We start from the raw sequence: 15,151 nt of genomic DNA, 5'->3' as shown, positions 1-15,151 counted from the left end.
TGCCCTCCTTATCCTTTGACCGCCCCAACGGTCATACCACCGATAAAATATTTTTGCAGGAACAAGAACGCCAGCAGCAACGGTAGTGCGCACAGAAAGCACGCTGCAAACAGGACATTCCACTGCGTGGGATTTTGCTGATCGCCCAAAAATCCAAGCATGGCCAGTGGTAACGGTGAATCTCCTGCGCTGGAAATAAAGATCATATTGAAGAAATAATCGTTCCAGATCCAGACACCTTGTGTAATAATGACCGAAACCGTTACCGGAATGAGTAAGGGGAACACGACGGTCCAGAACCGTTGGAATAATCCCGCCCCGTCGATGTGCGCCGCTTCTTCTACCTCCTCAGGCACACCGCTTCGAATGAAGCCCGTGTACAGGAAAGTTGAAAACGGCAAACTGCACGTAATGAACATGAAAATAGGCGTATATTGATTTGTTGGAATATGCAGTGCATTGATCATTTGCACGATCGGTATCAATACCATTTGCGCAGGTACCACGAGTCCGGACAAAAAAAACAAATACATGAACTTGCTTAGCTTTGTTTTCAAACGGGCCATCGGGTAGGCCGCCATCGCCGCAAACAGGACAACGAACACGACTGATACGCCGGTTAACACCACGCTGTTCCATAGCGCTTCCGGAAAGTGCATGCGGTCGAAGGCAGCCTTGTAACTTGCAAAGGACATCTCCCGGAACAGGACCAGCGGATTTGTGTTGTTGCTTGGATCTCGGAGTGATGTCGAAAAGGCAATAATTAACGGAATCAGGTTTAACGCCATCACCAACAACACAACGACCTGAACGGACCCTTTCCCCAAAACTTTACGAAGCATCATGCCGACACCTCCCGTTTGTTCATTTTCAGGACAAAAACAGCGGTAATGACGATAATCACGGCAAAGGAAATGACACCAAGAGCCGAAGCTTTACCAAAGAGTTGTTCGGTAAATGCCATCTTGTAGATGGTATAAATCAGCGTGTTGGTAGCCGTGCCGGGACCGCCATTCGTCATGATAAACGGGAAGTCGAACGCTTTGAGTCCATTGATCAAACTTAACGTCACGTTGATTGTAATCGCTGTTGCCAGTAATGGAATCTTCACATGTCGCAGCAATCTCCAGGAGCCGCAACCATCAATCCGTCCGGCTTCCAAAAGGTCACTAGGAACAGTCTGTAGTCCTGCAAGGAAGATAATCATTGTCGTTCCGATCGTCTTCCAGATTTCCACGAAGATAATAGAATACAGTGCGGTCGAGTAATCACCCAGGAAATTCAGTTCATTTGCGATACCTAGTTTATCGAGAAAGGAAGAAATCAGCCCGTAATCCGGCATATAGACGTAACTCCACAAAAATCCGACGACGATCGCACTGAACAATGTGGGAATATACGCCAGGGAACGGTAAATCCCGGTTCCTCTTATTTTCATGTTTAACAGCAAAGCCATTGCCAAACCGATGATATTGCCAGCTATGACGGTGACAAACGTATAGATCAGTGTATTTTTTAAAGAAATGCCTAGGATGTCGCTCCGAAACAATTCCTTATAGTTGTCGAAACCGATATAGTTATAGGCTTGGGCGTACCCGTTATAGTCCGTTATACTGTACTGGAACAACCGCAGGATCGGGAAGATCCAGAAGGTCAGGTAGAAGATCAATGCCGGCAAAGCAAACCAGTACATGGACTTTTTCATTACAGTAGAGCTCATCCTGCTCCATCCTTTCCAAGGGGCCTGCGGCAAGGGAAGAAGGACAATCATTCTCCCCTTTACAGCAGACAGCCTCGTTTTGTTCTAGTTTTTCCACAGCTCTCTAAACTTGGTTTCCATGGCGTTTGCCACATCTTCTGGTGTTGTTTTCTGTCCAGCAATAATTTCGGCAAACTTTGCCTGCATGACGTCCGATACTCCGGCTGGCCACATCTGGTTGCTGAAGTAGACGGAATTACCAGTTTGTTGATAGTTGTCATTCACTTCCTTAAACAATTCGTTTTCAAGTTCTACGTCCTTATAGACGCTGATGGAACTGTTGGCTTCCACAAATGCTTTGAACAGATCGGATTCACCATCAAACAGGTAGTTCAGTACTTCCTTGGCTGCATCCAGGTTTGTCGATTTGGCGTTCAAAGCGTATCCGGCAGATGTTGCAGCAGATACAAACACCGGCTGTTCCGGCTCGTTACCTGGCAATGAAGCGAATCCGCGAGTAAAATCGGTAGCGCCTTTGGACGTCATGGAGGCATAATCCCATGTTCCCGTAAAGGTCATGGCTGCTTTCCCGTCGATAAACAACTGCGCAGATTGGGCACTACCAATACCAAGCGAGTTATTAACGACGTAGTTGTTATCATAGAGCTCTTTGTATTTCGATATCGTTTGAACCCACTTTGGATCAGTCAGCGATTTTTCGCCGTTCTGCAGTTTGACATCAAAATCCAGCTCATTCGGATACACGACATTGGCTGCAATCGGATACATACCGAATTGGATCATCCAAGGGTCCTTGTCACCCATCGCAATTGGTGTTACGCCCGCTGCCTGCAACTTTTGACACAAATCCAGAAACGAAGGCCAATCCTTCGGAAACTCGGAATATCCTGCCTGCTGTAACAACTCCTTGTTGTAGTAAACGCCGAGGAAGTCCAGTCCTTCGGCCACCCCGTAAGGTTTACCCTCATAGGACATATCTTCCTTCGCTCCTTGGCTGATGTTGTCCCAGAACTTCAGATCTGACAGATCTGCAGCGAAACCAGCCTTTGCAAAATCAATGACACCGCCAGCCGCATTTTTCGGGAAAATCCAGAAAATGTCCGGTCCCTGTCCAGCCGCAAGCTTGGTTCGAACAGATGTATTGTATTGATCATCAGGCAACTTTTGTACTTCCAAGTTAATGTTCGGGAACTTCTCTTTGACTAGACGCGGCAAGGTCTCCAGTTCGAAATCCTCTCCCTCGGATGCCTTGTTTCCCGAAAGCATCATCGTCAACGTAATTGGCTTTCCTGACTCATCTGAACTCCCGTTATTGGTATCCGTACCGCTCCCCTCCTGACTACCGGAGCTGCATGCGCTCAGAAACATCATGAGGAGTACCAAAGTTAAAGGCAACAATCGTTTTCTATTTTTCATCTTGTCATTCCCCCAATTCATGTTTATTCTTGCTTTGTGCACATTCTCATCATACGGTGGGCAAAAGTGCATTTGCTTTGGCTCGTATGGTGCACTATTTTTAGAATTGACAAATGGCGGGAGGAGCACGTATGATTCTGTTCAACATCAAAACTAAACTTTTTCTGGTCCTCGTCCTCGTATCAATCGTGCCAATTATCGTTGTGTCTGTCAGTTCCTATCGCAGTTACACGAAGCTGGTGAATGAGCAGACCTCTCTCGTGACGTCGACAACTATAGGCAATTCGGTCAAGAGCATGGAGGAAATTTTGCAGAACATCGACCGGATCTCTGTCACACTCCTTCAGCAGTCTTCCAATGCAACCGCTTACAGCACTGTGAGTGATGAACTAATCAAGTTGAACGGTACCAACGATCAATATGAAATCTTCATGATCCGCAGCAAATTGAAATTGATCTTTGAAAACATTCTGCTTGGTTACAATTACATCAATGGTTTGTACCTTTTCACACCTGATGGCAAATGGATAAGCTATGGCAGTAGCGGTACAGACCTACGCCTCGATTATGTAGCACTTCGGGATGAGTGGTATCTGGATACGATCCAGCGTAAAGGCGATTTGTATATTGGTGAAGTAGGCGTCAAACCTTACATCATTAACGCCAAGGAATCCATTGGCTTCTCCAGAGCCCTCTACGATCCCAACAACAACGAGTTCCTAGGCGTGTTTATGCTGGATTGCAGTATGAACATTTTTGACGGTCTAAAACGTAACCCGGCACCAAGCTTGTCCAATCTATATCTGGCGAACGACGCTGGCGAGATCCTGTACTCCAGCGACGGAAGTAGAGTTGGCACTCCTCTCTCCGATACTCTGGCTGCGGCAACGCATCAAGTCGGAAACAGTTCACAGTACAAATCAATCCAAGATAACATGATGACGGTAATCCAGAAAGTTCCTGGTCGCAATTGGAACGTGATTGCCAACATCTCTATGGATCGGTTGTATGAGGAGTACAACATCTCACAAAAGTTGCTGTTATACGTGGCCGTAAGCTGTGCCGTCATTTTCCTTCTACTTTCCTTTTTCTTGTCCAACCTGATCACCAAACCCATCATCGAATTGACCAAGCTGATGCGCAAAACCAAATCTCATCGTTTTGTGACCATCAAGCCTCAAGTAACGAGGCAAGTCGATGAAATAGGAATCCTTTACCACGAGTTCAACAAAATGATGAAAGATATCGATACACATATCCGAGAGAGTTACCAGAATAAAATCCTCATGCTGGACTCCCAGATGAAGGCATTGGAAGCACAAATCAACTCCCATTTCCTCTACAATACGTTGGAGTCGATTAATAGCATTGCCGAGATCGAAGAAGTTGAGAGTATTGTGGTGATGACCAAGTCACTCGGGGACATGTTCCGCTACAGCATCAAAACGGACAGCGAGCTGGTCGCGGTCAGCGAAGAACTTCAACATGTAGAAAACTACATGGCCATCCAGCAGATTCGGTATGGTGACAAGTTCGCGTTCAACCTTAATGTAGACCCGGAAATTCGGAGTCGTCGCATGCTGAAACTTCTGTTGCAACCACTCGTGGAAAATGCCATCTATCACGGGTTGGAGAACAAACGTGGGAAGGGTTCCGTTACCATTACCGGTTTGTTTCAGGGGGACAGCATCGTGTTCGAGATCTGGGACGATGGCGTGGGCATGTCCTCAACACAAGCGGAAGAACTTCGACAATTGCTCCAGCAGCCACCTGAATTCGTCGCCGTTGGTCAAAGGCATAAACAAAGCATCGGCATCAAAAACGTGCATTCACGAATTGCTTTGTATTACGGAGAGGGTTACGGCCTTTCGTTTCATACCGATTTGAATACAGGAACTCGAATTACACTCGAAATTCCGGCCAATTGGGAAAAGAGGTGACCAAGAGATGTACACGTATATCGTTGTGGACGATGAACCCTTGATCCGCAAAGGTTTGTTGAAAAAAATCGGGACTTTTGAGCACTCGCTTGAACTCTTAGGCGAAGCAGATAACGGAGCAGATGCCTTGGCTTTGATTGAATCGTTCAAGCCGGACATTATCTTTACGGACATGCGCATGCCTGAGGTCGACGGCAAGCTGTTGATCAGGACAGTATGCCAGCAATATCCGGGTATCAAGTTAATTGTCATTAGCGGACATACCGATTTTGATTATATGCAGGAGGCAATCTCTGCGAAAGTTGTAAATTACCTGCTGAAGCCTTTTAGCCGGGACGAGATCCACGGTACGCTTCACCAAGCCATCCAAGCCATCGAACAGGAGCGTTCTCTTCAGCGGGAAGTCGTTCTAAGAGAAGTAGAAACGGAGCAGATGAAAAGGGATACAGACATGCAAGCCTTCCTGAATTATGTGCTGGCTCCCCATTCATCCATCAAAACACCTGTGTTCCGCTCTGCGGAATTTGCAGCCATCATGGCATCTGACCAGTTCATTTTATTGACGATTTATGGTCCTCAACCGCTTACAGCACAGCAACTACCTACCTTTTCGAATGGCCTGTACATTCCTCATCCACAAACGGATCAAGTACTGTTTTTCCTGATGCATGATCTGGATTGCTCAGGCCAGCTTGATTTGCAGAAAATGGCGGAACAAACTGCGAGTATCATTTTGACCAAATCCGAAACTACGGATTGTTGTGTGGGGATCAGCTTGCCTCATACAGGCATTGGTGGGGTCCGAGAAGCTCATCATCAAACGATCCTTGCGTTGGACGAACGAGCCATTACCGATTTTGGCAAATGTTACGTATTTTCACGGGAGCAATTTCCTTTACATCTACTGAAGTGGGCTCGAACATATGAACTGTTATTTTTTATAGAGAGCGGGAATGTGCCGAAGGTGGAAGAGCTCATCACCGATTTCTTTGCTTTCTACATACGCCAGCCTGACGCTTTGCTTGCCCACCTGAAAGAGCAGTGCAGAGACATTATCACGGAAACCAAACGGCTGCTGAGTAACTATATCCAGAACGGAGGTAACAGTAGCGCCTCTTCCAGCTTGGAAGCCGTCCTGAACGTCTCGTTCGATATGGAGTGCATTAGGCATTACATGGTAAAGGTGCTGACGGGAACAGCCCTTCTGCTTAAGGAAGACAACCCCTACGCATCAGATCAAGTAATCGACAACGTCAGGACATATATCGATAATCACTATACCAAGGATTTAACGCTGGAATGGGTATCGTCCCTGTTCTACCTGAACCCGAGTTACCTCAGTCATTTATTTAAAGAAAAGACATCCGAGAACTTCACTGATTACGTAAACAGACTACGGATCAGGCAAGCCAAGCAGCTCTTAACGAGCACAGACGATAAAATCTACCGGGTTGCCAAACAGTTGGGTTACGACAATCCAAAATATTTTTTTCGGGTGTTTAAAAAATTGACCGGTTGGACTCCAGAGGAATACCGAAAGCAACACAAATCCTTCACCACAAAAAACAAGGAACCAGGCCATGCATGATGGCCCAGTTCCTTGTTTTCGTTGTTGTGGCTCTTATCGATCCAGCCGTTCTACTATCCGGTCATGCACACGGACAATGACAGTTGCAAGTTGTGCCCGTGTAAGGGTGCTCTGTGGTTGTAGCAGTTTATCCGGCGTACCTTGAAATATACCAAGCTGAATGGCCGTTGCCATGACCGCCCGGTTATTTGGTGTCAGCTGGGCCTGGTCCTTAAAATCTTCCAGCCATGATTCAACCTCTGCTTCCGGCAGTTTCGTATCCACTCCAGACAAGTTCAGCGCACGAACGAGCACCATTGCCATGTCCTCACGTGACATTGGGGCATTTGGCAGGTACTGCCCTTCTTCCATCAGGCCATATTCCTTGGAGGCTCGCAAAATCGGATCAAACCATTTCTCGTTTGCTGCCGCTCCCCCCGGCTCAATTCCTAACGCATTCGAGGCAGCCATCAACGTTTGGGCTGATGTTGTCGTTCCCTGGGGTTGCATGCGGCGTTCCGATACGCCATTGATCAACAGCAAGCTGTTGGCTTTGGCTATATCTTTGGCATACCAAGCTGAAGGTTTAACATCAACAAATTCGCGGAGCGAGTGAATCGCAACGTACGTGCCTCCTTGGTTTAGCAGTACTTTCCATACCTTGTTTCCGTTTGTGTCTTTGGTCAACACGCCAGGCACCGGCGTAAGTTGGCCTCCTGCTCCAACATATGCGATTGCTGTGGAGTTTGCAGCTACGACATCGTTAACAGGCAGCGCTGCAATGACATACGTGTTCTGCTTATCTTTGATGGATACGTTCCATGGATCACCGATGACCCGGATGCCAGATGAGCGGATACTTGCTGCCTTAGCTTGATCAGCAACATCCCCCGTTTGCACGGTCACGACAGTAGAAACATTGCCCTCCGAATCCGTTTCGCCTTCAGTCTCGGACCCGGATGCTGGTGGCTTAACAGGAGTTCCAACACTACCTGATCCAGGCGTGCTTGGCGAATCAGGATTTGTTCCTGGATTTGTGCCTGGACTTCCTGGATTTGTTCCCGGCTCTTTCAACGTAAATGACAAACTGTCAATCCGAAGATCCGGTTCATGAAACACCAGATACAGATCATGTACGCCGCTCACGGCAGCAGAAATATCCGCATCTACGTCAATGTACCCTAATTCCTTGACCGTTACGTTAGCATTACTAATCTTGTAGGAGACAGGCTCTGTCATCGGTACGTTCCACACAGCAAGCGGTGCGGTATCGAGCGCATCCGCATGCAACGAGATCGTGCCACCTTGCACATTAGATGCGACAGTTGCCTTCACCTTCTGTGCACCTGTGAGGTCAGCCTTAGGCAACGCGATCCACGATCCATTTTGTTTGGACCGAACTGCGTAATAACCTCCAACAATCGCTTTGGCTTTTAATTGGGCTGCCGTGCGTTCCTTGGATACTTCGTGGTAAACGACTTCATTTGAAGCAAACGCATGGTCAAATACATTTATGGGTTGGGTAAGAGGTAAGGTCGCAATCGACTTCTCACCAATGCTTAATGCCTTCGATACTTGCACGTCTGCATCCGCTGCCGAGGTCCCAATCATGAATTCATAACTGCCCTGTTCAACAATCCATTCACTCCGATTCACATCCCATAATGCCAGCGTTTGTGGATCAACTTGCAACAGGACTTCTTTTGTTTCACCCGGAATGAGATGAATCTTCTCAAATGAAACCAGCTTCTTTTTAGGCGCATATGCGCCGTATGCAGAGTTGCTGTTACGGTTGTACAGCTGCACAACCTCGGAAGTGGCTACGTCTCCTGTATTGGTTACGCGGACCGACACCGTGAATGGTTCATCTCCCGTTACAGAAGACGGTACGGTCAGGGAATCGTACGTAAAATCAGCATATGATAACCCGTAACCAAACGGATAGGTCACCGTGGCATCTGTATACATATAAGTCAGCTCAGATTCAATAGGGTCTGCATTCGTCATATCAACCGTAAATCGGGGGTCGATGTCGTCAAGACCAGTAATGTTACCTTCTGGTATAACATATGGACTAATGGAAGGGAATGCATCCATCCCCGCATACCATGTGGACGTCAGTCGACCTGTGGGTGCGTAATCTCCGAACAAGACCTGGGCCAGAGCATACGAATCGTATTGACCCCCATATGGCTGGTAAACGATCGCCGAGACGTTAGGATTGTTCTGAATTCGCTCCATGTTTACAGGGAAGCTCGATTTAACCACGACAACGGTTTTCTTACCCTGGGTTGCAAAGGCAGCAGATACTTTGTCGACCAGTTCATAATCAGCCTCGCCCATATCGAGGGTAGAGCGGTCATTACCTTCTCCTGCGCTATGACGTGGAATTGCGCCGACAAAGACGATGGCATAATCGTCTTCCGTGGCTCTTGCTACTGCCTCTTCGCCCACGTTCTTCACCACGGTCTTCTCAAACTTCACCTCGTCCGGGCGATTCGCAGCGCTATCCTTGCTTCCCAGTGGAGATGATGCTGTTACGAGCTTACCAGCATCATCTACCTTGATAAAGCGTCCGTTAGCATAATACCAATTTGTAAAGTCACCAGAGAATCCTGTACGGTACCCATTGGTAACAATAGACATTGAGCCATCCTCGTTCGTTTCCATTCGTAATGTTGGGGGTATGGCACTCGTATCACCCATCATCTCAGGAAGGTTCCAATCATTGTTCGTCAGATTAAGACTGGTACGATCCGTATTGCCAACTGCTGCATGATTTGTGGCAGGGGAAGTCACCCAACGCTGGTTGTACAGCGACAATAAACTTGAACCCGCCTGACCCCAATCGTACACTCGGAACAAGTGGGAGAAACTGGACTCATCTTGGGCATCCGAAGTTGTGATGAGCTGAGCTCCCTCCGTGCCTGCATTTGGACTATACACGTCCGCTGTGACCGTTTGTTGATTCGCTTTAGAGGTTAGTGCAATGACTTCATTTCCTGGGGCATAGTTTACGTTGCTACTGCCATTCATTTTAATGATTGAGAGCAGTGGAGATTCACCGGCGTTTTCCACCGTAGGTGTCGCGCCAACTGAATACGTCGTCTTGAAGCGTGCGTCGGCATACACCCCAGAAACAGCAGCGTCATTTCCTTTTTCCAGCGGAAGTGTGCCGTCATTTTTCAACAAAACAACGCTCTCCTGTGCCGCTTGAAGTGCTATTTCCTGATGGTTCACTTGGTTATAATCGGAAGGCGGAGACGTCCTGACATCCCTTGCTTCCTGGGCAAAAGGATAGTTTTTCGGTATGCCCTGCTCATCAGTTTCATTAAAAATCCCCAAACGTACCAGCTGGTTTACATGTGGTCTGGCTGCTTCTATAAGTTCTTCCTCGGTGATTCCATATTCCCCTTGCTCTACAAGCGCCACCAGATCGGTCACATCCGCAGGTGTCGTCCCTGACGGCCGACCCGCATTCGCCTGAGCAAGCGCCATGAGAACGGTTGCATGACCGCGGTCCACGGCATAGCGGTCGTCATATCCATTTCCGAGTTGGTTCGCGTTGGATACAATTGCATCTCCATTGAAATCGGGCGAGCTGTATACGCCATATTTGGCGTCCAAATTGGCTAATAATTGTAGCGGGGAAAGGATGTTTGGAATGCCGTTAGTCCGGCCATAAGATGTCATTGTGCCCGCCAGCGCACCTGATTCAAATCCAGGGAGCGCGGCTCTGGTTTGGTACTCAAACAATGAACGCGCGCTTGCACTGTTATTCGCTGTCTGCCTGAACCACTGCGCGTTATATACGGAGTAATGCTTTGTCCCCACCGCAGCCCTCATCCAGAATCCATCTTCGCTGGTGGACTGATCAATTCCGCTAAGACCCGAAGCCATCTTGTCGATCAAGACTCCGGCCATATTGGGATCTTCAGAGAACCCTTCATCGAAGCGACCGCTAAGCGGATTGATACGCATATCACTGACCACACTGAACGCCACGCTGAGGGAAGGATCATTGCCCCCATGAATGTTGGATTCGCCCTGCTTGACCTTTAATTTGCTGATTTTCTCGTTCCCCATCACTTCACCGATATCGGACAAAAGTTCTTTGTTCCAGCTCTGTCCCATGCCAATCAGAGCAGGAAAATCGGTCGAGACACCCTGAACATTATCTGCAGCAGATAACGCACCGGGAATGACCTTGCCCGCATGTTTCCCCTGCTTCAATGTGTAATGGTTTCGCGAACCCGTCACATAAACGGCTGGACCTTCGAGGCCAGTGTATTCGAAATAGGTGTCTACGTATGCATCCAGATGCGCTGGCACGCCATCAAATAATGGCATCCCGTCAAAGACACCTCCCTGCTGAGTTTGGAACTTTAAAGTACTTGTCGTAGATGCTGATAGTGGCGTGGCCCCCCAGGACCCCCATGTCAGACTGACCACGGTGATGACCGCAATCACTTTGCCGCTAATCTTCTGCTTGAAACCTCTAGTCAAAGTCAATGTTACCCCTCCTTTATTTGTAATCGCTTACAATTTGATACTCACTCATTATAGTCGGAGGAATGGTACATTTTGTTTATGGATTGAGGTACAGTATTTTTAGAAATTACGGTTATGTATCGTTAAAGGATAAATTTGGATTCATATTAAATATAAGCCTCATACTCCACCCATCACTGTACTAAGATGCTCGATTTAACCAACAAAGCTACTCAATGAAAAATTTTGTTTTTGCGGTAACACAAGCCAGGTCATGGGTCATTTCGATAACTACAACGAATATTCAACCAAGTAATCCCACAAGGCTTGTCCCTGGTTATTCAATCAAAAGGGCGTTCCATAAGTCATCTTCCTGACTTATAGAACGCCCCACCCACTAAAATTACTTCATAAACATTCGATGTAATTTGGTTTTTTATAAAATGAACTCCAGCTACACAGTAACGGAGAGTGCAGAACCAATCTGAAGAAGCGAAGCGCTCGCCTTTATCCCCGGATTTCACCCTTTCAAAGGGTGATTCAAAAAAATCCGGGGATAACAGCGATCGAAAGATGGTACTGCACTCGTAGTGGCCACGTGTAACACCCTGTAGTTCATTTTACCCCACCCAACATTACATCGAATCCCTACCTAAACATCCCCCACAGCTTAATCAAATGAAACGTATTGTTCGGATCAATCTTCTGCGCGAGTACAAACGCAACAAACTGCTCCTCCTGCGCCGGAGAGAAATTCTCATTCATAATGACAGCTGAAGACTTGACCAACCTTCTGACCTTGGCCTTATCTTGCAGATCAGACTTGGTCACGCCATCAATCAACTTTTTGATACGCTCTTTGACAGCGGGATTTTTCATCTTTAATTTGATCCGCTCCACCAGCTGCGGACTAATTCCATATTGTTGATAACCCAAAACGTATAGCACCTCCCAAAAGAATGAACTCACTTCTTATTCATATGTCGGGAGGGCTTGTACACTTGTCTTTTTTTACAAAGGTAATACGAAAAACCAGCTATCAAGGTAAGCTTTAGTCAATCAGATCGCCCTTAAATACCTGCTGTTGCTGTAGGAAATCACGCAGAGGTGCATAGTCCATAGAGGTCCAGAAGGTCGCATCCTCAATTAAGTGGGTCACGTCATCTCTGGCTTGTTCGAGCACAGCAAAATCGGCAACCATATCGGCAAGACGGAACTCGGGTAGTCCGCTCTGTTTGGTACCAAAGAAATCACCCGGGCCCCGGAGATCCAGGTCACGCCGGGATACCTCGAATCCATCCTCCGTTTCTGTCATGACCTTCATGCGTTCCTGTCCAACCTCCGTCTTGGGATCAGCAATGAGTACACAATAGGAAGCATGCGCACCACGACCGACCCGACCACGAAGCTGATGCAGCTGGGAGAGACCGAAGCGGTCCGCGTCCATAATGACCATCAACGTGGCATTTGGCACATCGACCCCTACCTCCACAACGGTGGTGGAGACAAGCAACTGAATATCATTGCTATAGAAGTCCCGCATCATCTCTTCTTTCTCCGCAGCCGTCATCCGTCCATGCAACAGACCAACACGATATTTTGGAAAGTTCTGCTGCATCTGCACATGCAGATCAATGGCATTCTGCACATCCAGCTTCTCCGACTCTTCAATGAGCGGACAGATCAGATAAGCCTGACGTCCCTGATCCACTTCTCTCGAGATAAAACCGAGCACCCGCTCCATCATATCGTGTTTGACCCAATACGTGGAGATTGGAATCCGTCCCTTCGGACGTTCCGAGATCGTGGATACTTCAATATCACCAAAAGCTGTAATGGCCAGTGTCCGCGGAATAGGCGTTGCCGTCATCGTTAACACATCCGGGTTATATCCTTTGCGTCGTAAAACGCTGCGCTGATTCACCCCGAAGCGATGCTGCTCGTCCGTCACCACAAGACCCAGATCACGGAAGAAAACATCTTCCTGAATCAGGGCGTGTGTACCCACCACAATATCAATCATGCCCATTTGCAATGAGGCGATCAGATCTTTACGTTTGCGTCCATTTACACTGCCCGTTAACAGCCCTACGGTTACCCCAAACGGTTCAAACAGCTTTTGCAGTGAGCGCATATGCTGCTCCGCCAGAATCTCCGTAGGCACCATCAGAGCCCCTTGGAATCCAGATCGAACAGTGGTGTATAGCGCAATTGCCGCAATAACCGTTTTACCTGATCCGACATCACCCTGCAATAACCGATTCATTGCATAGGGCGAACGCATATCATGCAGAATTTCAAGCTCCACCTTTTTCTGAGCATCTGTCAGTTCAAAAGGTAAACTGCGTACAAACTCACGAATCGTCGTATTGTCCGTGGTATGCACTACACCATCCATGCGATTCCGGTTGAGCGCGCGATACGCCTGCATTTTCAACTGGAACAGAAACAGCTCTTCATACACCATCCGCTGTCTGGCCTGCTGACCTTCCCGGTTGTCCTGTGGACGATGAATTCCAGCAATCGCTTGTTTACGAGGCATCAAGCTGTATTTCCTCATCAAGGACTGAGGCAGAATCTCAGGAATCATATCTCCGAATTGAATTAATCCCTGATTGATCGTTTTCCGCATCCATTGTTGTGTCAGTTTGCCAGTTACCGAATATACAGGTTGCAATGTACCTGAACGCCCATCGCCTTTATCAGGGAACTCCGAGTCAGTCACGGTCATCTGCATGCGTTTTTGTTCCCATTTTCCCGTAATCACAATCTCCCGATTGGGGGTTAGTTGTTCTTTGAGGAAATGGCGATTGAACCAGGTGGCTGTAATCATCCACTCTTCCGTCATGATCTTACAGGTAAGACGGGACTTTTTACCGTATCGTTGTAATACAGGAATACCCATCACCTGTCCCTGGACCGTAATCTTGTCCCCATCCTTCACTTCACTAAGTGAACGCAGACGATAATCCTCGTAACGGAACGGATAATATTCAAGCAGGTCTTTAACAGTAGAGATGCCAAAGGCGTGAAGCTCTCCCTCTTTGAGAGCACTCACGCCGTTAATTTGCTTAACTGATATTTCTTCCAATTTCATGTCTAATCCCTCATTCCGGAACAGGCCACATAAAGATCGCAATGACACCAGGTCCAACATGACTGCCTATTACGGCTCCAATATTGGTATAGATCACTTCATTCAGTGTAAAATGACCCCGTAGCTGCTCTGCACAAGCGATCGCTGATCCCGGGTCAGCGGTATGACCTACCGCCAGGTTCACCCGTTTGCCTGCAAGATCCTTCTGAAACAGCTCAATAATGCGTGCCATTGCTTTTTTATGACCTCTGACTTTCTCAACTGCGTAGATAACGCCTTCTTCATCAATAGACAGGATCGGCTTAATGTTAAGCAACGTTCCCAAGATGGCTGAAGCTTTGCCAATCCGACCGCCCTTTTGCAGATACTCCAAAGTATCTACAAGAAAGAACAACTTGCGAGATTGTTGCATCCCTTCAATAGCCGCAGCGATTTCGACTGCTGACTTGCCCTGTTCGGCAAGTTCAGCAGCCTGTACCACCATTAGACCGTATCCATAAGATGCTGACTTCGAATCCAGCACGGTGATGTCACCCTCAGTCTCAAGCAAAGACTTGCCAAGCATGGCCGATTGATAGGTACCACTCATGCCGGATGACAGGTGGATCGATACAATCGGGCGTTCCGGGTTCTCATCAAGAAGTGATTGGTACACATCCATGAAATCGGTTGGAGATGGCTGTGAAGTTGTAGGCAACACAGATACCTTCTTCAACTTTTCGTAGAACTGTTCCGAAGTCAGATCAACGCCATCTGCATAGGTCTCTTCACCGAACAGAACACGTAGCGGAACAATATGAATCCCGTATTTGCGAATGAGTTCTTCGGGAATATCTGCCGTACTGTCTGTTACTATCGTAACCTTGTGGCTCATGACTCTCCTCCTTTTCGCTAGAGTGCTATAAGTACATGTTCAAAAA

At 47.6% G+C, this 15,151-nt stretch carries 9 protein-coding genes; 2 read left to right on the top strand and 7 right to left on the bottom strand.

The window, feature by feature from the left end:
• Positions 1–8 precede the first annotated feature (8 nt).
• From MHB71_RS04175 to MHB71_RS04165, 3 genes are all read right to left on the bottom strand, one after another.
• On the bottom strand, positions 9–845 hold the full coding sequence (locus MHB71_RS04175; protein WP_076318917.1) for a carbohydrate ABC transporter permease: 837 nt from the start codon (positions 843–845) through the stop codon (positions 9–11).
• Positions 842–1,720: a sugar ABC transporter permease gene (locus MHB71_RS04170; protein WP_036614579.1), complete on the bottom strand. Its 879-nt coding sequence runs from the start codon at positions 1,718–1,720 to the stop codon at positions 842–844. The genes MHB71_RS04175 and MHB71_RS04170 overlap by 4 nt, the downstream gene beginning before the upstream one ends.
• Before the next feature lie 84 nt (positions 1,721–1,804).
• Positions 1,805–3,136, bottom strand: a complete 1,332-nt coding sequence (locus MHB71_RS04165) for an extracellular solute-binding protein (protein ID WP_340028889.1) — start codon at positions 3,134–3,136, stop codon at positions 1,805–1,807.
• A 131-nt stretch (positions 3,137–3,267) separates the two neighbouring features.
• On the opposite strand from MHB71_RS04165, the gene MHB71_RS04160 reads away from it, so the two are divergent.
• Positions 3,268–5,076, top strand: coding sequence for a sensor histidine kinase (locus MHB71_RS04160; protein WP_340028888.1), 1,809 nt, complete (start codon positions 3,268–3,270; stop codon positions 5,074–5,076).
• A 7-nt stretch (positions 5,077–5,083) separates the two neighbouring features.
• Positions 5,084–6,664 carry a response regulator gene (locus tag MHB71_RS04155; RefSeq protein WP_340028887.1) on the top strand — a complete coding sequence of 527 codons (1,581 nt, stop codon included), beginning with the start codon at positions 5,084–5,086 and terminating at the stop codon, positions 6,662–6,664.
• A 33-nt stretch (positions 6,665–6,697) separates the two neighbouring features.
• On the opposite strand, the gene MHB71_RS04150 is transcribed toward MHB71_RS04155, so the two are convergent.
• The 4 genes from MHB71_RS04150 to MHB71_RS04135 all read right to left on the bottom strand — a co-directional run bounded on the left by MHB71_RS04150 (position 6,698) and on the right by MHB71_RS04135 (position 15,105).
• Complete coding sequence (locus MHB71_RS04150) at positions 6,698–11,155, bottom strand: glycoside hydrolase family 3 C-terminal domain-containing protein (protein ID WP_340028886.1); 4,458 nt, start codon at positions 11,153–11,155, stop codon at positions 6,698–6,700.
• Positions 11,156–11,782: 627 nt separating this feature from the next.
• On the bottom strand, positions 11,783–12,070 hold the full coding sequence (locus tag MHB71_RS04145; RefSeq protein WP_036614589.1) for a stage VI sporulation protein F: 288 nt from the start codon (positions 12,068–12,070) through the stop codon (positions 11,783–11,785).
• Positions 12,071–12,185: 115 nt separating this feature from the next.
• Positions 12,186–14,231 carry an ATP-dependent DNA helicase RecG gene (recG, locus tag MHB71_RS04140; RefSeq protein ID WP_340017911.1) on the bottom strand — a complete coding sequence of 682 codons (2,046 nt, stop codon included), beginning with the start codon at positions 14,229–14,231 and terminating at the stop codon, positions 12,186–12,188.
• Between the two features lie 10 nt (positions 14,232–14,241).
• Entirely contained in the window at positions 14,242–15,105 is an 864-nt protein-coding gene (locus tag MHB71_RS04135) for a DegV family protein (RefSeq protein ID WP_036674905.1), read from the bottom strand.
• Between the last annotated feature and the right edge of the window lie 46 nt (positions 15,106–15,151).

Source organism: Paenibacillus sp. FSL H7-0940, assembly GCF_037979415.1.
Taxonomy (GTDB): Bacteria; Bacillota; Bacilli; order Paenibacillales; family Paenibacillaceae; genus Paenibacillus; species Paenibacillus amylolyticus.
The sequence above is the reverse complement of the archived record's forward strand: the minus strand, read 5'-3'. Positions and strand labels throughout refer to the sequence as shown.